Origin of the sequence: Xanthomonas sp. LF02-5, from assembly GCF_034105325.1 — a bacterium.
GTDB lineage: Bacteria > Pseudomonadota > Gammaproteobacteria > Xanthomonadales > Xanthomonadaceae > Xanthomonas_A > Xanthomonas_A sontii.
On record NZ_JAXGGF010000005.1, the window covers coordinates 313,922 to 333,918 of the forward strand.

The 19,997-nt window shown below is 69.7% G+C and carries 13 protein-coding genes; 5 read left to right on the plus strand and 8 right to left on the minus strand.

Annotated features, from left to right (window positions below):
• Positions 1–10 precede the first annotated feature (10 nt).
• The 3 genes from SLW52_RS15080 to cysD all read right to left on the minus strand — a co-directional run bounded on the left by SLW52_RS15080 (position 11) and on the right by cysD (position 6,327).
• Complete coding sequence (locus SLW52_RS15080; protein ID WP_320740566.1) at positions 11–2,689, minus strand: M1 family metallopeptidase; 2,679 nt, start codon at positions 2,687–2,689, stop codon at positions 11–13.
• A 735-nt stretch (positions 2,690–3,424) separates the two neighbouring features.
• On the minus strand, positions 3,425–5,419 hold the full coding sequence (gene cysN / locus SLW52_RS15085) for a sulfate adenylyltransferase subunit CysN (protein WP_320740565.1): 1,995 nt from the start codon (positions 5,417–5,419) through the stop codon (positions 3,425–3,427).
• Positions 5,419–6,327, minus strand: coding sequence for a sulfate adenylyltransferase subunit CysD (gene cysD, locus SLW52_RS15090; RefSeq protein ID WP_017910600.1), 909 nt, complete (start codon positions 6,325–6,327; stop codon positions 5,419–5,421). Before cysD ends, cysN begins: the two co-directional genes overlap by 1 nt.
• A gap of 195 nt (positions 6,328–6,522) precedes the next feature.
• Here cysD and SLW52_RS15095 point away from each other — a divergent pair, with 195 nt between their 5' ends.
• From SLW52_RS15095 to SLW52_RS15105, 3 genes are all read left to right on the plus strand, one after another.
• The gene (locus tag SLW52_RS15095; RefSeq protein ID WP_320740564.1) at positions 6,523–8,400 is read left to right on the plus strand and encodes an assimilatory sulfite reductase (NADPH) flavoprotein subunit; all 1,878 of its coding nucleotides are present in this window, start codon (positions 6,523–6,525) and stop codon (positions 8,398–8,400) included.
• Positions 8,401–8,518: 118 nt separating this feature from the next.
• Positions 8,519–10,243: an assimilatory sulfite reductase (NADPH) hemoprotein subunit gene (gene cysI / locus SLW52_RS15100; RefSeq protein ID WP_320740563.1), complete on the plus strand. Its 1,725-nt coding sequence runs from the start codon at positions 8,519–8,521 to the stop codon at positions 10,241–10,243.
• Entirely contained in the window at positions 10,240–10,980 is a 741-nt protein-coding gene (locus SLW52_RS15105; protein ID WP_152236174.1) for a phosphoadenylyl-sulfate reductase, read from the plus strand. Before cysI ends, SLW52_RS15105 begins: the two co-directional genes overlap by 4 nt.
• A gap of 292 nt (positions 10,981–11,272) precedes the next feature.
• Here SLW52_RS15105 and SLW52_RS15110 read toward each other — a convergent pair whose 3' ends face one another.
• The 3 genes from SLW52_RS15110 to SLW52_RS15120 form a co-directional block, all read right to left on the minus strand.
• Positions 11,273–12,715, minus strand: a complete 1,443-nt coding sequence (locus SLW52_RS15110) for a PepSY domain-containing protein (RefSeq protein ID WP_320740562.1) — start codon at positions 12,713–12,715, stop codon at positions 11,273–11,275.
• Positions 12,715–14,763, minus strand: coding sequence for a TonB-dependent receptor (locus SLW52_RS15115; protein WP_320740561.1), 2,049 nt, complete (start codon positions 14,761–14,763; stop codon positions 12,715–12,717). Before SLW52_RS15115 ends, SLW52_RS15110 begins: the two co-directional genes overlap by 1 nt.
• 68 nt (positions 14,764–14,831) lie before the next feature.
• Positions 14,832–15,236: a DUF2946 family protein gene (locus SLW52_RS15120; RefSeq protein WP_267122111.1), complete on the minus strand. Its 405-nt coding sequence runs from the start codon at positions 15,234–15,236 to the stop codon at positions 14,832–14,834.
• Positions 15,237–15,636: 400 nt separating this feature from the next.
• Between SLW52_RS15120 and arsC the strand changes: the two genes are divergently transcribed.
• Both arsC and SLW52_RS15130 read left to right on the plus strand, forming a co-directional pair.
• Positions 15,637–16,062, plus strand: a complete 426-nt coding sequence (gene arsC / locus SLW52_RS15125; protein ID WP_320740560.1) for an arsenate reductase (glutaredoxin) — start codon at positions 15,637–15,639, stop codon at positions 16,060–16,062.
• A gap of 133 nt (positions 16,063–16,195) precedes the next feature.
• On the plus strand, positions 16,196–17,398 hold the full coding sequence (locus SLW52_RS15130; RefSeq protein WP_320740559.1) for a GAF domain-containing sensor histidine kinase: 1,203 nt from the start codon (positions 16,196–16,198) through the stop codon (positions 17,396–17,398).
• A gap of 564 nt (positions 17,399–17,962) precedes the next feature.
• Here SLW52_RS15130 and SLW52_RS15135 read toward each other — a convergent pair.
• Positions 17,963–18,550: a phospholipid scramblase-related protein gene (locus SLW52_RS15135; RefSeq protein WP_017908488.1), complete on the minus strand. Its 588-nt coding sequence runs from the start codon at positions 18,548–18,550 to the stop codon at positions 17,963–17,965.
• Between the two features lie 358 nt (positions 18,551–18,908).
• Complete coding sequence (locus SLW52_RS15140; protein ID WP_017916788.1) at positions 18,909–19,892, minus strand: LysR family transcriptional regulator; 984 nt, start codon at positions 19,890–19,892, stop codon at positions 18,909–18,911.
• Positions 19,893–19,997 lie beyond the last annotated feature (105 nt).

The window sequence follows — 19,997 nt, forward strand, 5'->3', positions numbered from 1 at the left end:
GCAACTGCAATCAGTGCGGCGAAAAAGCGGCGCGCTGTCGCGCCTGCAGCGCACTGCACAGGCGAATCGTCTCGGCGGTCTGCGCAAGGCCGCGGTCAGCGCCGCTGAGTGCCTTCAGGCGCGGCGTGAAGAACGCCTCCAGCCGGTCCGCTTCGGCGGCATCGCAGCCACCGCTGGCCGCCAGCGCCGGCAAGCGACCGCCGTCGAAGGAACCGGAGCGCGCCACGATGCGATCGAAGTGCGCGGTGTACCAGGGCCACATCGAGGCGTGCGTGGCCGGCTCGGCATGCGCGCCCATCAGCAGGCTGTTCATCTCGCCGACCTTGATCGCATCGGTCAGGGCGAAATCGCGCACCTTCTGCAACTGCTTCGGATCCTGCACGGCGCCGAGCGCTTCGATCATCGCATTGCGCTGGGCCGGTTCGCCGTGACCGCGCAGGGCGGCGATCAATGCGTCCACCGCGGGCGCGCCACGCGCCTGCACCGCCACCGTCAGCGCTGCGCCAAGCAGATCCGGGTTGGCGGCGGCGAAATCCAGCGCACCGCCCTTGCCGGCCAGCACCGCATCGCCCTGGGCCAGCAGCGCCTGCCGCACCGCCGGCACGCCCATGGTCACCCCGAGCAGTTCGGCCAGGGTGGAGCGCAGCGCCACGTCGTCATCGCTGTCGCCGGCGCGGCGCCGATCGCCCAGCGCCCGCAGGCGTGCGCCGAACGCGGCGTCGGTGGCCTGGCGCAGCATGGCGCGCTGCGCCTCGTCACGCGCCAGCACCCGCCAGATCCAGGCGATGCGGTCGTTCATCGCGGTGGCCACCGCCGTAGCCTTGGCCGGCGCCAGTTGCTGCATCGCCGCGATCACGTCCGCGGTATCGGCCTCGCCGGTGCGGAACGCGCTGTCGATGGCATCGGCATAGGCCAGCTTCTCGGCATCGTCGAGCGCATCGAGATGGCGACCGAGCGCGGCCAGCTGCGGCTTGGGCAGGGCGAAGCGGTAGTAGCCGGTGCCGCCGGCATTCGGCATCACCCAGCTGTCGGCATCGGCACCAGCGAGCGCGAGGCGGCCGTCGCCGGAAGACAGCATCTGGCAGGCGCGGCGCACGCCCTGGCGCGTGCCGTACTTGACGCACACCGGCACGCCCCAGGTCTGTGCGGCGTTGCCGCGCGAGCCCAGCGGCAGGAAGCGCTGCTGGTGCAGTTGCAGCACCGCGCCGCCCGCCTCGGGCTGCAGCTGCGCTTGCAGATAGGGCACGCCGGGCTGGTCGAGGAAGCTGCGGAACGCGGCCTTGAACTCCTCATCCTTGCCGGCCGCGGCGGCGATGGCATCGACCAGGTCGTCGGCAGTGGCGTTGCCGAAGCGGTGCGCGCGAATGTAGCTGCGCATGCCGCTGCGGAAGGTATCCTCGCCGACGAACTGCTCGAACATGCCCAGCACCGCGGCGCCCTTGCGGTAGGTGATGCTGTCGAAGGCGGTCTCGATGTCGCCGTTGCCGGTGATCGGCTGGCGGATCTTGCGCGCGCTGACCAGGCTGTCGTTGTTCATCGCGTCATGCGCGGCACTGATGCGGTCCAGGTCGGCGCGGTACTGCGGCCGCAGGCGCATGGTGATCTTCTGCTGCATCCAGGTGGCGAAGGCCTCGTTGAGCCACAGGTCGTCCCACCAGGCCATGGTCACCGTGTCGCCGGTCCATTGGTGCGCCAGCTCGTGCGCGGTGACGTTGAACGAGCCCTCGACGTTGTGCCGCGGCGAATGGTCGTCCAGCAGCAATAGCCAGTCGCGGAAGGTGACGAAGCCGGGGTTCTCCATCGCGCCGGCGGAGAAATCCGGCGCGGCCACCAGGTCCAGCTTGTCGAACGGATAGCCGAAGTCGTAGTAGTCCTCAAGCGCGGTGATGATCTCCGGCGTCTGCTGCAGCGCGCGCCGGATGCGCGGGCCCTGTCCTTGTGCAGCGACGCCGCGCAAGGGGGTGGACTGCGGGCGCTGCGGCGTGGCCGGCAATGCCGGCCCGTCGACCACGTCCCACGGCCCCACCGCGTAAGCCACCAGGTAGGTCGGCAGCGGCACGGTCTCGGCGAAGCGCACGGTCTTCCAGCCCTTGCCCGCCGGCTCGGTGGACTCGGCGCGGGTATTGGCCAGCGCCTGCTCGCCCTCGGGCACGGTCAGGCGCAGCGCGAACGGCGTCTTCAGCGCCGGCTCGTCGAAGCCGGGGAAAGCGTAGCGCGCGCTGATCGGCTCCATCTGCGTCAAGGCATAGGCATGCCCCTGCGCCTTGACCTGGTAGAGGCCCTGCAACTGCTGGTTGAACGGCGCGCTGTAGACGATGGTCAGGATCAGTTCCTGCGGCTGCAGCGTGCGCCCGAAGGCGATGCGGGCCACGCCGGCCTGCGCGTCGGCCTGGGTGTAGCGCACCGGGAACGACGCACCATCGGCGGTGCGCAGCGTGGCCTTGCTCACCCGTAGCTCCTTGCCGTGCAGCCACAGATGATCGGAGGCGCGCTCCAGGCGCACGCGGACGGTGGCGGTGCCGTCGAAGTCGGTGCGCTCCGGATCGATCTTCAAGTCCAGCGCATAGTGCTCCGGCACCGCCCAATTCGGCAGGCGCCCGCTCGGCACCGCGTCGGGCGCCTGCGCGCAGGCCGCGCCGCAGCACAGCGCGAGGACGGAGAACAGCATGCGACGGGACAGAGCTGGCATGGACGGGCCTTCGCCGATGAGGAGGGCGACGACTTAAGCATGCGCGGCCGCGGCTGTCACGTGATGACCACCCGTGATTTAGGCCGCGGGCATTGTGGAGGCTCTTCACGTCCGGCCCCTACATCTCAAGCAACAGCCAGGGCTTTCGCCTTGCGGCGAGTCACTTTGATCAGCCTTCGGCTGTGGTAAAGCACACCCTGCCTTGCGCCCTCCGCGCTGACGCGCTCCGGGTCCGCGTCCATCCCGGGGATTCGCGGAAGAGGCATCCCGCCCCTGCCGCGAACGGGGCACGTCCATGTGCGCCACCCCTGCGGGGTTTTCCCCTGCGATGGCCGCCACTGCGGAAGGGAATCCGGTCAATCAAAAACCAGAGCAACATCAACAACAAAGGCCAACAGCAAAGACCGAAGCAACTGCGACTGCTGCGCACGCCTGAGTCATTGCCGTGTCCGCCAACAAATGCGCTGCGCGTGGTGGCGCTTATTGCCTGCTGATCCTGATGGACACACAACAACGCTGATTTCCGCAACAGCGAGCACTATTCGCGTGTGACGGAACAGCTCACGCCGAGACTTGCGACACGTTGGCTGGGTGCACTGTGGGAGGGACTTCAGTCCCGACGCCTCGAGGTCGGGTGCCTGGCGGGCGCTCTTCGGCGCGACTGCATGACAGTTGGCTCCTACAGTGCGGCGGCATCGGGAAGGCGATCGACCCTCGCAACGCCCCGCCCCCGCCTCAGTCCTGCAACCCCAGCGCCGCCAGCACCTGCGCGGCCAGCGCTTCGACGTTGTCGCCATCGGCGTGCAGGTGCAGTTCCGGCCGCTCCGGCGCCTCGTACGGGGAGTCGATGCCGGTGAAGTTGGGAATCAGGCCGGCGCGCGCCTTGGCGTACAGGCCCTTGACGTCGCGCGCCTCGGCCACCGGCAGCGGCACGTCGACGAACACTTCGAGGAACTCGCCCTCGCCGAAGCGCTCGCGCGCCAGTTGCCGCTCGGCGCGGAACGGCGAGATGAAGCTGACCAGCACGATCAGGCCGGCGTCGGTCATCAGCCTGGCCACCTCGGCGACGCGGCGGATGTTTTCCACGCGATCCTCGTCGGTGAAGCCCAGATCGCGGTTCAGGCCATGGCGCACGTTGTCGCCATCGAGAATGAAGGTGTGGTAGCCCAGTGCGTGCAGGCGCTTGTCGACCAGGTTGGCGATGGTCGACTTGCCGGCGCCGGACAGGCCGGTGAACCACAGCACCTTCGGTGTCTGTCCCTTGATCCGCGCGCGCGCGGCCTTGTCCACGTCCAGGTGCTGCCAATGCACGTTGCCGGCGCGGCGCAGCGCGAAATCCAGGGTCCCGGCGGCGACGGTGGCGTTGCTGTGGCGGTCGATCAGGATGAAGCCGCCGAGCGCGCGGTCCTGAGCGTACGGGGCGAAGGCGATCGGCTGGTCCAGCGCCAGGTTGCAGTAACCGACCTCGTTGAGTTCCAGGCGCTTGGCCGCCAGCCGCTCCTGCGTGTTGACGTCGATGCGGTGCTTGATCTCGGTGACGCTGGCGGCCACGGTGCGCGCACCGATCTTCAGCCAGTACGGGCGACCGGGCAGCAGCGCGGCATCGTCCATCCACAGCACGTGCGCGGCGAACTGGTCGGCCACCTCCGGCGGATCGCCGGCAGCGGCGATCACATCGCCACGGCTGACGTCGATCTCCTCGGTCAGGGTCAGGGTCACTGCCTGCCCGGCGACCGCGCGCGGAACCGGCTCGGCGCCGATCAGCACCTGCGCGACCTGCGCGCGCCGCGCCGACGGCAACACCACCACCGCATCGCCAGGCTGCACCGCGCCGGCCGCCACGGTGCCCGCGAAGCCGCGGAACTGCGCGTGCGGCCGGTTGACCCACTGCACCGGCAGGCGCAGGCCGCCGTCGCCGCCGCGCGCGTCCAGTTGCACGCCTTCCAGATGTTCGAGCAGTGCCGGGCCGGCATACCAGGGCATGCGCGCCGAACGCTGCGACAGGTTGTCGCCCTCCAGCGCCGACAGCGGAATGCACTGCACGTCGGCGATGCCCAACTGCGTGGCGAGCGCGCGGTACTCGGCGGCGATCGCGTCGAACGTCGCCTGCGCGAACTCGACCAGGTCCATCTTGTTGACCGCCAGCACCACGTGACGGATGCCCAGCAGCGCGACGATGTAGCTGTGCCGGCGGGTCTGGGTCAGCACGCCCTTGGACGCATCGACCAGCACCACCGCCACATCGGCGGTGGAGGCGCCGGTGGCCATGTTGCGGGTGTACTGCGCATGCCCGGGGCAGTCGGCGACGATGAACTTGCGCCGGTCGGTATCGAAATAGCGGTAGGCAACGTCGATGGTGATGCCCTGCTCGCGCTCGGCGGCCAGGCCATCCAGCAGCAGCGCATAGTCGATGGCTCCGCCGCGGGTGCCGTGGCGCTTGCTGTCGACACCGAGCGCAGCCAGTTGGTCGTCGAACAGCCGCTTGCTGTCGTACAGCAAGCGACCGATCAGCGTGCTCTTGCCGTCGTCGACGCTGCCGCAGGTGATGAAGCGCAGCAGCGGCTTGTGTTCGTGTTGCTGCAGGTAGGCGGCGACTGCGTCGCCGCCTACGGGAATAGGGAATGGGGAATGGGGAATGGAAACAGCGGTCTCCTGCGACGCGCCAGATGGCGGCGATGCTTGCTTTTGCACTTGCGATTCCCGATTCCCTGCTCCCGATTCCCAACCCATCAGAAATACCCCTCCACCTTCTTCTGCTCCATCGAGGCGCCCGGGTCCTGGTCGATGATCCGGCCCTGGCGTTCGGAGGTGGTGGCCTGCAGCATCTCGGCGATGATCTTCTCCAGGGTGTCGGCCTGCGACTCGATCGCGCCGGTCAACGGGTAGCAGCCGAGGGTGCGGAAGCGCACGCGGCGCAGTTGCGGGGTTTCGCCGGGACGCAACGGCAGGCGTGCGTCGTCGACCATGATCAGCGCGCCGTCGCGTTCCACCACCGGACGCTCGGCGGCGAAGTACAGCGGTACCACCGGAATCGCTTCGCGGTAGATGTATAGCCAGATGTCCAGCTCGGTCCAGTTGGACAGCGGGAACACGCGCACGCTCTCGCCGGGATGGATGCGCGGGTTGTACAGATTCCACAACTCCGGACGCTGCTGCTTGGGGTCCCAGCGGTGGTGCGCGTTGCGGAACGAGAACACGCGCTCCTTGGCGCGCGCCTTCTCCTCGTCGCGGCGCGCGCCGCCGATGGCGGCATCGAACTTCCACAGGTCCAGCGCCTGCTTGAGCGCCTGGGTCTTCATCACGTCGGTGTGCACGCTGGCGCCGTGGCTGAACGGGCCGACGTCCTGGGCGACGCCGTCGGGATTGATGTGCACGCGCAGCTCCACGCCGGTCTCGGCGGCGCGGCGGTCGCGGAAGGCGATCATCTCGCGGAACTTCCAGCGCGTGTCCACGTGCAGCAGCGGGATCGGCGGCGGCGCTGGCGCGAACGCCTTGAGCAGCAGGTGCAGCAGAACCGAGCTGTCCTTGCCCACCGAATAAAGCAGCACCGGGTTGCGGAACTCGGCAGCGACCTCGCGCAGGATGTGGATGCTCTCGGCCTCTAGGCGGTCGAGGTGGGACAGGGGGAACGCACTCATCGAGACGGCGGCGGCAGGCAGTGGGAGACCGGACCGAAGCGTAGCAGCGGTCGTGGCAGTCGGGGCGGCAGTGTGCGTCGCGCCGGCCGCCCGGCAGAAATAAGCCCCGGGCATGAGCCGATAACCCCTGTTCCTTTCTGCACCGCGCAACGCTTCCCTAACATCGGTCATCCCTTCCCAACACCCGGACCGGCCATGACCGCCGCCTCGCCCGCGTTGCCGCCCAGCCCCTTGCCCGAGGAGCGCAAGGCACTGCTGGCGCGGACCGTGGAGGGCCTGGACGCGGCCGGCCTGTGGTGGCTGTCCGGCTACGCCGCCGGCCTGGCCCAGGCGCAGGGGCCGACAACGCCGGCGCTGGCCGTGGTCGCCGGTGCCGCCGCGTCACCCTCGCCCGCGCCGCAGTTGAGCATCGTCTACGGCAGCCAGACCGGCAACGCGCGCCGCGCCGCCGAACAGGTCGCCGCCGAGGCCGAAGCCGCCGGGCTGGCGGTGCGCCTGCTGCGCGCCGACGTCTATCCCACCCGCGAACTGGGCAACGAACGCCTGCTGTACGTGGTCATCAGCACCCAGGGCGAGGGCGACCCGCCGGACGATGCGATCGGCTTCGTCGAGTTCCTGCAGAGCCGGCGCGCGCCAAAGCTGCCGCAGCTGCAGTACGCCGTGCTCGGCCTGGGCGATTCCAGCTACGCCGATTTCTGCGGCATCGCCCGGCGCCTGGACGCGCGCCTGGCCGAACTCGGCGCGCAGCGCCTGCTGCCGCTGGGCGAGGCCGACCTGGAGATCGAGACGGTAGCGGCGCCATGGCGCGTGCAGGCGCTGGCGCAGGCACGCGACGTGCTGGGTCGCCACACGCCCGCGGCGCCGTCGGCCACGGTGACCCCGCTGCGCGGCGCTGTGGCCGCGCCGTGGAGCCGCACCCAGCCGTTCGCCGCCGAAGTGCTGGCCAACCAGCCGATCAGCGGCCGCGACTTCAAGGGACCGCGCTACGCCGCGCACGGCCCGGCCGACAAGGACGTACGCCACCTGGAGCTGTCGCTGGCCGGCAGCGGCCTGCACTACGAACCCGGCGATGCCCTGGGCGTGCGCCATCGCAACCCGCCTGCACTGGTCGAGGCGGTGTTGACCGCGACGCGACTGGACGGTCACGTCGAACTCACCGCCGATGGGCAGACACTGTCCCTGCACGAGTGGCTCAGCGGCCACCGCGAACTGACCCGGGCCTCGCGCCCGTTGCTCAGCGCGGTTGCCGAACGCGCCGGCGCGACCGCGCTGACCGAGCTGCTCGACCCCACCCAGACCGCCGGCCTGGCGGCGCTGCTCGCCGATCACCAAGTGATCGACGTGCTGCGTCGCTGGCCGGCGGATTGGGACCACGCCGCGCTGCTGCAGGCGCTGCGGCCGATGGTCCCGCGCCTGTACTCGATCGCCTCCAGCCGCAAGCGGGTCGGCGACGAAGCCCACCTCACCGTCGACGTGCTGGCCTACGACGCGCACGGCCATGCCCACGGCGGTGCCGCCAGCGGCTACCTGGCCGCCCTGGCCGAAGGCGAGAGCGCGCCGGTGTACATCGAACCCAACGAACGCTTCCGGGTGCCGGCCGACGCCAGCCGCGACATCCTGATGATCGGCCCCGGCACCGGCGTGGCGCCGTTCCGCGGCTTCGTGCAGGAGCGCGCCGAAAGCGGCGCCAGCGGCCGCAACTGGCTGTTCTTCGGCGCCCGCCACTTCAACCGCGACTTCCTCTACCAGGCCGAATGGCAACAGGCGCTGCGTAGCGGCGAACTGCACCGGCTGGACCTGGCGTTCTCGCGCGACGTGCAACCGCTGCGCGGGAACACCGCTCCTTCCAAGGTCTACGTGCAGCAGCGCCTGCGCGAACACGGCCGCGCGGTCTACGACTGGCTGCAGAACGGTGCGCACCTGTACGTATGCGGCGCCATCGCCATGGGCAAGGACGTGCACGCCACCCTGCTGGAGCTCGTCGCCGAACACGGCGCCCACAGCCCCGAGGACGCCGCCGCCTACCTCAGCCAACTGCAGCGGGAGGGGCGGTATGCGCGTGATGTCTATTGAGGCGGGGAATCGGGAAACGGGAATGGGGAATGGGCAACAGCCGGCCTCGACGGGCTTTCCGTAATCCGACGCACCCGCTCTTGCAATTCCCTATTCCCTATTCTCGATTCCCTGCCCAATGTCCCACTCCGTCGAAGACATCAAGCACCACAGCCAGCGCTTGCGCGGGTCGCTGCTACAGAGCCTGGCCGATCCGGTCACCGGGGCGCTGCGCGAGGACGATCAGACCCTGATCAAGTATCACGGCAGCTACCAGCAGGACGACCGCGACCTGCGCGAGGAGCGGCGCCGGCAGAAGCTGGAGCCGGCCTACCAGTTCATGATCCGCACGCGCACCCCGGGCGGGGTGGTCGATCCGGCGCAGTGGCTCAAGCTCGACGCCATCGCCACCACCTACGGCAACCACTCGCTGCGCGTCACCACGCGCCAGGCGTTCCAGTTCCACGGGGTGATCAAGCGCGAACTGAAGGCGACCATGCAGGCGATCAACGCCGCGCTGATCGACACCCTGGCCGCCTGCGGCGACGTCAATCGCAACGTGCAGGTCGCCGCCAATCCGCTCGCCTCGCAGGCGCACGCCACGCTCTACACCGACGCCGCGCGCGTGTCCGAACACCTGCTGCCCAATACCCGCGCCTACTACGAGATCTGGCTGGACGAGGAGCAGGTCGCCGGCAGCGGCCAGGAGGAGGAGCCGATCTACGGCAACGCCTACCTGCCGCGCAAGTTCAAGATCGGCTTCGCGCTGCCGCCGATCAACGACGTCGACGTGTTCGCCAACGACCTGGGCTTCATCGGCGTGCTCGACGCCGACGGCACGCTGGCCGGCTACAACGTCAGTCTCGGCGGCGGCATGGGCGCCAGCCACGGCGATGCGGAGACCTACCCGCGCGTGGCCAACGTGGTCGGCTTCATCGACCGCGCGCACCTGCTCGATGTCGCTACCGCGGTGGTGACCACCCAGCGCGACCTGGGCAACCGCACCGTGCGCAAGCGCGCGCGCTTCAAGTACACCATCGACGACCACGGCCTGGACACGGTGCTGGCGGAGATCGAGCGCCGTGCCGGCGTGCGCCTGCAGCCCACGCGCGACTTCGCCTTCGAGCACAACGGCGACCGCGCCGGCTGGCAGACCGGCGAGGACGGCCGCTGGCACCTGACCCTGTCGCTGCCGGCCGGGCGCATCGCCGACCATGCCGACGGCGCGCAGCACCTCAGCGGCCTGCGCGCGATCGCCACGCAGCTGCGCGACGCCGGCGACGGCGCGCACTTCCGCATGACCTCGAACCAGAACCTGGTGATCGCCGGCATCCCCGCGGCGCAACGCGAGGCGATCGACGCGCTGGTGCGCGCGCATGCGCTGGACGCCGGCAACCGCGCACCCACCGCGCTGGCGCGCGCGGCCATGGCCTGCGTGGCGCTGCCCACCTGCGGCCTGGCGATGGCCGAGGCCGAGCGCTACCTGCCGGCGTTCGCCGCGCAGCTGCAGCCATTGCTGGCGCGCCACGGCCTGCAGGACGCGCCGATCCTGCTGCGCCTCTCCGGCTGCCCGAACGGCTGCTCGCGGCCCTACCTGGCCGAGATCGCCCTGGTCGGCAAGGCGCCGGGCCGCTACAACCTGATGCTCGGCGGCGACCACCGCGGGCAGCGCCTCAACACCCTGTACCGCGAGAACATCGCCGAGCCGGAGATCCTCGCCGCGCTGGAACCGCTGTTCGCGCGCTATGCCAACGAGCGGCATGAGGACGAGCGCTTCGGCGATTTCCTGCACCGCACCGGCGTGGTCGAGTTGCCCGCCTATCCCACCCACCGTCACCTGATTCCGTCGGAACTGCACGCATGAGCGCTCTGCCCGCCGCCTCCCAAGACGCCTCCGCCAACGCACCGGTGCCGGCCCTGGATCTCGATGCCGCCAATGCGCTGCTGGCGACGCTGTCCGCGCCCGAGCGCGTGGCCTGGGCGCTGCAGCACGGCCCGGCCGAAGCGGCGCTGTCGTCCAGCTTCGGCGCGCAATCGGCCGCCACCCTGCACCTGCTGACCCGGCAGCGCCCGGACATCCCGGTGATCCTGATCGACACCGGCTACCTGTTCGCCGAGACCTACCGCTTCGCCGACGCGCTGACCGAGCGGCTCAAGCTCAATCTCAAGATCTACCGCCCGCTGGTCAGCCGCGCCTGGATGGAAGCGCGCCACGGCCGCCTGTGGGAACAGGGCATGGTCGGCATCGAGCAGTACAACAATCTGCGCAAGGTCGAGCCGATGCGTCGCGCCTTGGACGAACTGAGGGTCGGCACCTGGTTCACCGGCCTGCGCCGCAGCCAGTCCGACAGCCGCGCGCAGACCCCGTTCGTGCAGAAGCGCGGCGATCGCTACAAGATCAATCCGATCGCCGACTGGAGCGATCGCGACCTGTGGCAATACATGCAGCAGCACGACCTGCCCTATCACCCGCTGTGGGAACAGGGCTACGTCTCCATCGGCGATTTCCACACCACCCGCCGCTGGGAACCGGGCATGCGCGAGGAAGACACCCGCTTCTTCGGCCTCAAGCGCGAATGCGGGATCCACGAGGATCTGTGAGACGCGCCAGCACATGTTCGGGCTTTTTGTAGGCGCGGCGTCAACTGCGACAGGCGTTACCGGCCACACCGCGTCTTTTCCTTAGGAGCGGCTTCAGCCGCGACCGGGTTTCATGGGAACGCCCGGTCGCGGCTGAAGCCGCTTCTACGGCTCAGAATCCCTATCTCCTGCGGGTGCCGACAGCACTGGCTGCGCCTTGTGGGAGGGACTTCAGTCCCGACTGCAACAAGTCGGATGCGCCGATGGATCGGCTTATCGCGGCAGCATCAAAGCACATTCCGAAATCGACCCGCTAAGCCCCCACCACCGGCTCCCGCCGCAGCACCAGCACCCAGTCCAGCGCCAGCATCAGCAGCAAGGACACACCCACCAGCGGAAACAGCATCCCGCCCAGCACCAGCAGCGCAACCACGCCGCGCAGCGTGCGCCGGTCCGCGGGCAGCGGCGGCACCCCGAGCCCGCCCTGCGGGCGCCGCTTCCACCACATCACCGCCGCGCTCACGCACAGCAGCACGATGCCCAGGCAGGCCACGATCAGCACGATCTGGTTGAGCGCACCGTACTCCTGGCCCAGATGCACGTTGATGCCCCACTCCAGCGTTTTGGCCAGCGGGCCGTAGTCTGCATAGCGCATATCCAGCAGCACCTGGCCGCTGTACTGGTCCAGATGGATCACCCGTTGCTGTGCCAGTTCCGGCGGATACACCGAGGCGGTATAGACCCCGCGCACGCCGCGCGGCAGCGCCACGCTGTAGCCCGGTGCGATGCCGCGCGCCTGGAACCGCGCCACCGCCGCATCCAGGCCGATCGCGCCCGCCGCCGGCATGGCGTCCGGCATGTCGGCCATGCCGCCATGTTCGCCATGCTCCTCGTGTCCGCCATGCGCGCCGTGCGCCGCGTGCGGGTCCGCGGCCGGCGGCGACGACTGCGGCAGGCGCGCCTGGCGTAGCGACCACGCCGGCACCTCGCTGTCGCTCAGCCGCTGCGTCGACATCGGCAGGTCCACCCGCAGCCCGGACGGGTAGCCGTAGTGATGACCATTGGCCAGGCGGTTGACCTGCGCGCCCCAGAACCACGACCACGGCATCCCGGTCAGCGCCAGGAACAGCAGCAGCACGCCGACCACGCTGCCGGTGAGCGCATGCAGGTCACGCCAGAACACGCGCTGCGCCGGCCGCCCGCGCACCGTGGTCACGCCGCCGCGGCGCCCGCGCGGCCACCACAGGTACACGCCGGTGAACACCAGCAGGATCGCCCAGCCGGCGGCCACCTCGATCAGCGCGTTGGCGAACCAGCCGACGTAGTCGAGGCTGTGCAGGCGGCGGATGGTCCAGGCCACGGTGCCGTGCTCGGGCAACTGCCCCAGCACCCGCGCCCGGTACGGGTCCACGTACACGACCTCGCGGCGGCCATCGGCGGTGGCGATGGTCACTTCCGCCGAGGCATCGCGCCGCGGCGGCGTGGTGTAGCGCAGTGCCTGGCCGGGTTGCGCGGCCAGCGCCGCGTCCAGCAGCCGCTGCGGCGCCAGTGCCTGCGCGTGGGCGGCTACCGGCACGGTCTTCAGCGCGCGGTGGAAGTAGCCGTCGATCGGCTGCTGATAGACGAAGGCGGCACCGGTCAGCGCCAGCCAGACCAGCAGCGGCAGTACCAGCAGGCCGGCATAGAAATGCCAGCGCCACACGGCGCGGTAGAAGCGTGCCGGCGCCACAGCGGACGCGGGAGAGTGCGTCGCCATCACCAGCCCCAGCTCAGCGTGGCGTACAGCGCGCGGCCGTCGCCGGGCGAGTAGCCGGAGGACCCGCTGTCGTACCAGGCGTAGACGTAGTGCCGATCGGTCAGGTTCTTCAGTTGCAGCGAGACCTCGCGCTGCGCACGCCAGCGCCAAGTCGCACCGAGATTGGCCAGCGCGTAGCCGCCGTAGCGGCCGAGGGTGTTGCTGCGCTCCACGTAGTAATCGCCCTGTGCGTTTCCCCAGGCCAACAGTGTCAGCCGCGGCGTGACCTGCCAGTCGATGCCGGCGTTGGACAGGTAGTGCGGCACGTTCTCGATTTCCTTGCCGCGTGTGGCCGGCGCGCTCGGGTCGGGGGTGACGATGACCGCGCGCTGCCGCGAATACGCCAGCCACAGCGTCCAGCGCTCGTCCGGACGCAGGTTCAGTTGCGCATCCCAGCCGCGGCGCAGGGTCTTGCCGACGTTGCCGACCTCGCCGGTGCCGACGCTGCCGTTCACGCCCAGGATCGTGGCCACTTCGTCGGACGCACGCTGCTCCCAGTAAGCCACGCGTGCGTCCCAGCGCTGCTGCGCACCGGCGAACTTCAGGCCGGTCTCCCAGCCATCGTTGTAGGACGGTGCCAGGTTGCGCGCCTGGGTACGGTAGGCGACGTTGCCGCTGCCGATCTGGAACGTGCGGCCGATGTTGGCGTACAGGCTGGCCTGCGCGGTCAGCGCGTACACCGCGCTGAACTTGGGTTGGCGGATCGTGCCGTAGGCGTAGGCCGGATAGCGCGCGCCGCTGGCGAGGTCGCGGAACTGCCCGCCGACGCGATCCACCCGATAGCCCGGCACCAGTTGCAGGCGTTCGGTCGGGCGCAGCACCGCCTGCACGTAGGCGCCTTCGGTATGCAGATCGAAGTCCCAGTCGCGCAGCGGCGCGGTGCGCACGCGCGCCACGGTGCGGTAGCGCTGCGAGATATTGTCCTGCCACTGCGCGTCGACCCCACCCTCCAGCGCAAAGGCGTCGGCACGCGCCAGCGCCGGGCGCCAGCTGAACCTGGCCAGCATGCCGCGCTGGCGCTCGTCGGTGTCGCGTTCCTGCTGCGCGCCGGCCGCGGTGAAGCGCACCCAGCGCTGGTTGTCGTAGCGGTTCCAGTACGCCTTGGCGCTGCCCTGCACGGTCTCGGCCAGACGCGCATCCAGGTGCAGCGACACCTGCGTGGTGTGGCGCTGGCTGCGGTCGTCGCGCGCGTAGTCGGGCGAACTGCGTGGCGCGCGCTGCGCGGTGGCGTAGTCCAGATACCCCGCCTCCAGCGCCGTGTTGCGGTAGTCGCGCGCGCTGAGTCCGGCACGCCAGCGCCCGTCCGGATCGGTGTAGAACCACTTGCCGGCGAACGCATGCTTGCGCGCGTCGGCATGGTCGCGGTAGCCGTCGCTGTCGCGCCAGGCGGCGAAATAGTTCTGGCTCCAGGCGCCGCGCTCGATGCCCTGCGTCGCCTGCACCTCGCGGGTGCCGAAGCTGCCGACGGTGACGCTGGCGCGGCCGTCGTTGCCGCCGCTGCGGGTCAGCACGTCGACGCTGCCGGCGATCGCGTTCAGGCCGTAGCGCGGGTCGTTGGTACCGCGCACGATCTCGATCGCGGCGATGTCCAGCGGGAACACCGCATCCAGGTACGGCATGGCGCCGGCATTGTCGTTGCTGGGCACTCCGTCGATCAGCAACTTGACCGCATTGATCCGGCCTTCGCCGTTGAAGCCGCGGAAGGAGAAGCGCCCGGCGTCGGTGCCCATCTTGAACTGGGTCACCTGCACGCCGGGCGCGCGCATCAGCAACTCCCAGCTGTAGTCCACATGCTGGTCCTGCAGCAGATCGCCGCCGAGGATGTCGACGGAACTGAACACGCTGCGCGCACTGGAACCGGCGGCGAGCGGCGAGGTGGCCTGGACCTTGCCCAGGGTCAGCACGGAATCGCCGGCGGCGCCGGGCGGCGCGTCGGCGGCATGGGCGGGCGCGGCGAGACACACACAACAGCACGCCACCACCGGTGGCATGGCAGGAAAACGGAACATGGCGAAAACTCCATCGGCACGAGGGCGTGCCGCAGCGATGCCGCGGCACGGGAACGGCAACCCGTGGATCAGGAGAACAGCGGTGGCCCGCGCGGCGGGTGTGCGCGGCGCGCGGTGAACGTGACGACATGGCTGCGCAGCACCGCGCCCGGGGCCGGCGGACAGCGCCAGGGCAGCAACGCCAGCAACAGCACTACCCACGGCAGCAGCCGCGCGGCGAGCAGGCAGTAATCGCAGGCTGGCGCGTGCGCCGGGCCGGCATCGTCGTGGTGGCCGCCATGCGCCGCCGAGACGGCTCCCGCCAGCGCCGCCAGACGCAGGCCGCTACTGGTGCACAGCGCCTGGTCCTGCAACGCCGCCGCCTCGGCCTGCGCCTGCCGCCACTGGCTGATCGGCGGCACCAGCAGCAGCAGGCCGAGCGCCAGCGCGGCGAGCGCGGCCCAACACGACGGCAGCTGGCGGAGACGGACCATCGGCGCATTCTAGAGGGTGCGACGGCCATTGAAACGCGTGCGATGCCGTGTGCGGCGAAGTGACGCATGCACGTCGTGGCGGTGCCGGACCGGCAGCGTCCTCGGTCGGTAGACCGAAGCCCCAGCGGCCGCTACCGCCCCCGGAGCACGGCCGCATCGCCATCGTCCTTCCGCCGCCCAGGCGCCCGGCAAGGTGGTCCATCCGCTGCCTGGCCGGACCATGCGCTCTCTGCAGATCGACGACGGGCCGGCGTTTCCGACGCGGCGGCGACCATCGCGGGCGCCGCGCACCGCCGTGCCCGGCGCTTGCATGGCGCCCCGATTGCGGCACCATCGGCCGCGGCCGCGTGCAGGATTTCGGCACGGCCGCCCTTGTTCCGTCCCACTCAGCGAGCCGCCCATGCCCACCATCACGATCTACCACAACCCCGCCTGCGGCACTTCGCGCAATGTGCTCGGGCTGATCCGCAACAGCGGCGTCGAGCCGACCGTGATCGAATACCTGAAGACCCCGCCCGACCGCGCCACCCTGCAGACGCTGGCGGCGGCCAGCGGGCTGCCGCTGCGCGACCTGATGCGGCAGAAGGGCACGCCCTATGCCGAGCTGGGGCTGGACGACCCGACGCTGGACGATGCCGCGCTGCTGGAGGCCATGCTGCAGCACCCGATCCTGCTCAACCGGCCGATCGTGGTCAGCCCGCTGGGCACGCGCCTGTGCCGGCCCTCGGAGACCGTGCTGGAGATCCTGCCGTCGCCGCAGCGCGGCGCCTTTGCCAAGGAGGACGGGACGCCGCTGGTCGACGCGGAGGGCCGCTGGGTGGGCTGACCAGGCGACACCGCCGGCGCAGCCGATTCGCTAAGCGCAGGTGCAGCGCACGCGAGCACCGTGTGAACGCCGCGTCGGCAAAAACCGTGACAGGTACCATAGACTGCGTGCCTTTCCGCCCGAGTCGCGCCGCATGTCTCCCGTCGAACCCGCCGCCGACCCGGTCTATTGCGCGGCCAAGCCCCGCAACGAAGCGCTGCGGCTGGACGCCTTGCACAGCTACGCGATCCTGGACACCCCGCGCGAGCCGGCGTTCGACGACATCACCCGGCTGGCCGGGCTGATCTGCCAGGCGCCGATCGCGGTGGTCAACCTGATCGACAGCGAGCGCCAGTGGTTCAAGAGCGAGATCGGGCTGGGCACGCGCGAAACGCCGCTGGCGACCTCGCTGTGCGCGCACGCCCTGCTCGAGGACGACCTGCTGCTGGTGCCGGATACCCGCGAGGATCCGCGCTTCGCCTGCAATCCGCTGGTCACCGGCGAGATGCGCCTGCACTTCTATGCCGGCGCGCTGCTGAAGACCTCCGACGGCCTGGCCCTGGGCACCGTCTGCGTGCTGGACCGGCGCCCGCGCCAGCTCAGCTACGAGCAGATCGAAGCGCTGCGCGCGCTGGCGCGGCAGGCGATGGGCCAACTGGAACTGCGCAAGGCGCTGCATCTGGCACAGGAATCCAACCATTACCGCAGTCGCCTGATGGCCATCGCCGGCCACGACCTGAAGACCCCGCTGCGCACCGCGTCGTACGCGCTGAGCAAGCTGCAGCGCCAGCAGGACGCGGCGCAGGATGGTGCGCTGGAGACCGCACGTACCGCCTTGAACCAGGTCGCCAGCGGGCTCGACCAGCTCGCCACCAACGCCGCCGCCGGCGAGCTGCGCCTGCCGGCGCTGCAGACCCTGGCCCTGGCCGACGTGCTGGCACCGATCCTGGCCACCTGGCAGCCGCAGGCCGCGGCCAAGGACGTGCAGCTGCGCAGCGTGCCGACGTCCTTGCGCGTGCGCAGCAGCGCGGCCTTGCTGTCCACGTTGCTCGGCAACCTGCTCGGTAACGCGGTCAAGTACACCGCGCAGGGCAAGGTGCTGATCGGCTGCCGGCGCCGCGGCGACCAGGTGGCGGTGGAGATCATCGACCGCGGCATCGGCATGGACGAAGAGGGCCTGCGCACCTTGTTCCAGGCCTTCCGCCAGGCCGACCCGCGCAGCGACGGCCTCGGCCTGGGCCTGTGGATCGTGCGCCGCGCCGCCGAGACCCTGGGCTGCACGGTGGAAGTGCGCAGCCAGCCGGGCCACGGTAGCCGCTTCACTGTGCTGCTGCCGGCGGCGAGCACGGACGCCTGACGCCCGAGCCACGCTGGCGCAGGTGTACTTGTGCTGGCGCCAGTACCCTCATCCGCCCCTTCGGGGCACCTTCTCCCGGGGGGAGAAGGAAGATGTCAAGCGCAGCCGCGCAGCGTTGAGCAGCTAAGGTTCGGCAGGGACCAGTGAGGTACCAAGGTCTTCCGGCAGCCTGCAGTCGGGACTGAAGTCCCTCCCACAATGGCCACGGCCGCTCAGTGTGAGACGCCTGAACTGCGCTGCGCTGCGCGCGGGTACTGGCACTGGCGACCGTACCCTCATCCGCCCCTTCGGGGCACCTTCTCCCGGGGGGAGAAGGAAGATGTCAAGCGCAGCCGCGCAGCGTTGAGTCGCTAAGGCTTGGCAGGGAACAGTGAGGTACCAAGGTCTTCCGGCAGCCTGCAGTCGGGACTGAAGTCCCTCCCACAATGGCCACGGCCGCTCAGTGTGAGGGGCCGGGGAGCCGCCGCCGCGGGAATCCCGCTTTTGCGATTCCCCACTCCCGATTCCCCATTCCCGGCTTCACCGCGATTCCCCACTCCCGATTCCCCAATCCCGGCTTCAAAGTCACTCCTTCAACACCATATCGATGCACAGCACCGCCGCCATGATCAGGATCCGCCGCGGATCCTCGGCCGGCAGGCTCTCGGCGATCGACAGCATGTAGTTGTCGGCGCTAGTGAACAGTTCCTTGCCCAGCCCGGCCCACTTCTTCGAGACCTGCGCCAGTTCGCGCTCGCCCTGCACGAAACGGAAATCCCAGCTGGTCCACTTGCCGCGCAGGGTGCACACCGGCGCGCCCTGGGCATCGAGCACGTCGAACTTGCCGCCGATGGAGAAGAACTTCTGGCTGAAGGAACCGACCAGCCGATCGCGCTCGTCCAGCACCTCGACCTTGGACAGGAACAGCGAGAAGCCGCGCTTGACCGTCAGCACCTTCTGTCCATCCGGAGTACGCACTTCCACCTGGAACGGGGTCATGCGCTTGTAGTCGGTGAACCGGAAGATCTTGGTGAACACGCCCAGGTTCGGCTCGCGGCATTCCAGCAGCTTGCGGTTGCTGTGCGGATCGAACACGTCGTAGTTGTTGGCGGCCTTGAACATGCCGACCTGTTCCTTGACGAAGAACAGGTTGTGCTGGAGAACAGGATGCATCGGGCGTCCTTGCGTTGGGAAAGTCGACGCGCCCTGGGCGACGGCCGCACAGCGGCGGCGCGGTGCCGACAGCCGCCGGCACGTCCAGGGTCGCGGTCTGCCGGGCGGCAGCGCGGGCCGCATGATAGGGGGCGACTGCGGCCGCGGCAACGCGCACGGCAGGCAACCACGCCAGTGCGGGGTCTTCATTCCAGTGAAGGCCGCGACGCCGTTGCCCTTACTTCTTTTGCCAGACGTCTGTCCGAAGCCAATCGACGTATCGATCAAAGGACGCCGCTGTCGCGATTCCCCAATCCCGATTCCCCAATCCCGATTCCCCAATCCCGATTCCCCATTCCCGGCTTCAACATTCCCGGCTTCAACTGGTAATGGTCTGAGTCAGATCTTCCCAGCTCGGCGGCGCCGGCCAATCCGGCTGCTGGTTGCCTTCCATCACCCGACGCAGGTCGCGGGTGTCGATCTGCGGCGCCAGCACGTGCACCAGCTCCAGCGCGTAGTCGCGCAGCACGCGGTCGCGCGGTAGTACCGCCCAGGCGATGCAGTCGGGAATCTCCGGCGGCGCCGGCCACGCGCGCAGATCGGTGTCGTTGGCGCTCACCGCCATCTCCGCCAGCAACCCCACACCGAGACCGGTGCGCACATAAGTCTTGATCAGGTCCGCGTCGAGCGCGGTCAGCGCGATCCGCGGCTCCAGTCCGAGCCGGCCGAAGGCGCGCTGCAGCGAGGAGCCGGCGCGGGTCGAGGATTCGTAGCTGATCAGCGGCTGCGCCGCCAACGCGGCCATGTCCGGCACCCGCCTGGGCACGTCCAACGCATGCCCGCGCGGCACCAGCACCAGCCGCCGCCAGCGGTACAGCGGCACGGCGATGCCCGCCGCCGGCGCGCTACCGGCAGTGCTGACGATGGCGATGTCGGCGTCGCCCTGGCTGAGCAGGTCCAGCGCCGCGCTCTCGGCGGCCTGCTGCAGATGCACGCTGACCTGCGGATAGGCCTGTTTGATCTGCGCCACCGCCGGCGGCAGCACGAAGCGCGCCTGGGTGTGGGTGGTGGTGAGGGTCAGCTGGCCCTGGCTCTCGCGGCGCTGGTTGGCCGCGTAGGTGCGGATGTTGTTGGCCTCGGCCAGCACAGCGCGCGCGCGCTCGATCACCTCGCGCCCGGCCGGGGTCACCGTTTCCAGGCTGCGGCCCTTGCGCACGAACAACAGGAATCCCAGTTCGTCCTCCAGTTGCTTGAGCTGCTTGGACAGCCCGGGCTGGGTGGCGTGCACGCGCGCCGCCGCCAGGGTGATGTTCAGATCGGCATCGGCAATGGCGACGAGGTAGCGGAGTTGGGTCAGCGTCATCGGGACGAGGGCGAGGCGCCGCCAGGCGGGACGCTCGACTGTAGTGGAATTCGGCCTTTCACCTTATAACGGAAAGCTATCTGCCTTGGGCATGAAGTCATTTCC

Excerpts from the sequence above, each read along its gene's own strand:
- SLW52_RS15080 (WP_320740566.1), bottom strand. The coding sequence starts at position 2,689 with ATGCCAGCTCTGTCCCGTCGCATGCTGTTCTCCGTCCTCGCGCTGTGC.
- arsC (WP_320740560.1), top strand. The coding sequence starts at position 15,637 with ATGCCCACCATCACGATCTACCACAACCCCGCCTGCGGCACTTCGCGC.
- SLW52_RS15105 (WP_152236174.1), top strand. The coding sequence starts at position 10,240 with ATGAGCGCTCTGCCCGCCGCCTCCCAAGACGCCTCCGCCAACGCACCG.
- SLW52_RS15110 (WP_320740562.1), bottom strand. The coding sequence starts at position 12,715 with ATGGCGACGCACTCTCCCGCGTCCGCTGTGGCGCCGGCACGCTTCTAC.
- cysD (WP_017910600.1), bottom strand. The coding sequence starts at position 6,327 with ATGAGTGCGTTCCCCCTGTCCCACCTCGACCGCCTAGAGGCCGAGAGC.
- cysI (WP_320740563.1), top strand. The coding sequence starts at position 8,519 with ATGTCCCACTCCGTCGAAGACATCAAGCACCACAGCCAGCGCTTGCGC.
- SLW52_RS15120 (WP_267122111.1), bottom strand. The coding sequence starts at position 15,236 with ATGGTCCGTCTCCGCCAGCTGCCGTCGTGTTGGGCCGCGCTCGCCGCG.
- SLW52_RS15130 (WP_320740559.1), top strand. The coding sequence starts at position 16,196 with ATGTCTCCCGTCGAACCCGCCGCCGACCCGGTCTATTGCGCGGCCAAG.
- SLW52_RS15115 (WP_320740561.1), bottom strand. The coding sequence starts at position 14,763 with ATGTTCCGTTTTCCTGCCATGCCACCGGTGGTGGCGTGCTGTTGTGTG.
- SLW52_RS15135 (WP_017908488.1), bottom strand. The coding sequence starts at position 18,550 with ATGCATCCTGTTCTCCAGCACAACCTGTTCTTCGTCAAGGAACAGGTC.
- SLW52_RS15095 (WP_320740564.1), top strand. The coding sequence starts at position 6,523 with ATGACCGCCGCCTCGCCCGCGTTGCCGCCCAGCCCCTTGCCCGAGGAG.
- cysN (WP_320740565.1), bottom strand. The coding sequence starts at position 5,419 with ATGGGTTGGGAATCGGGAGCAGGGAATCGGGAATCGCAAGTGCAAAAG.
- SLW52_RS15140 (WP_017916788.1), bottom strand. The coding sequence starts at position 19,892 with ATGACGCTGACCCAACTCCGCTACCTCGTCGCCATTGCCGATGCCGAT.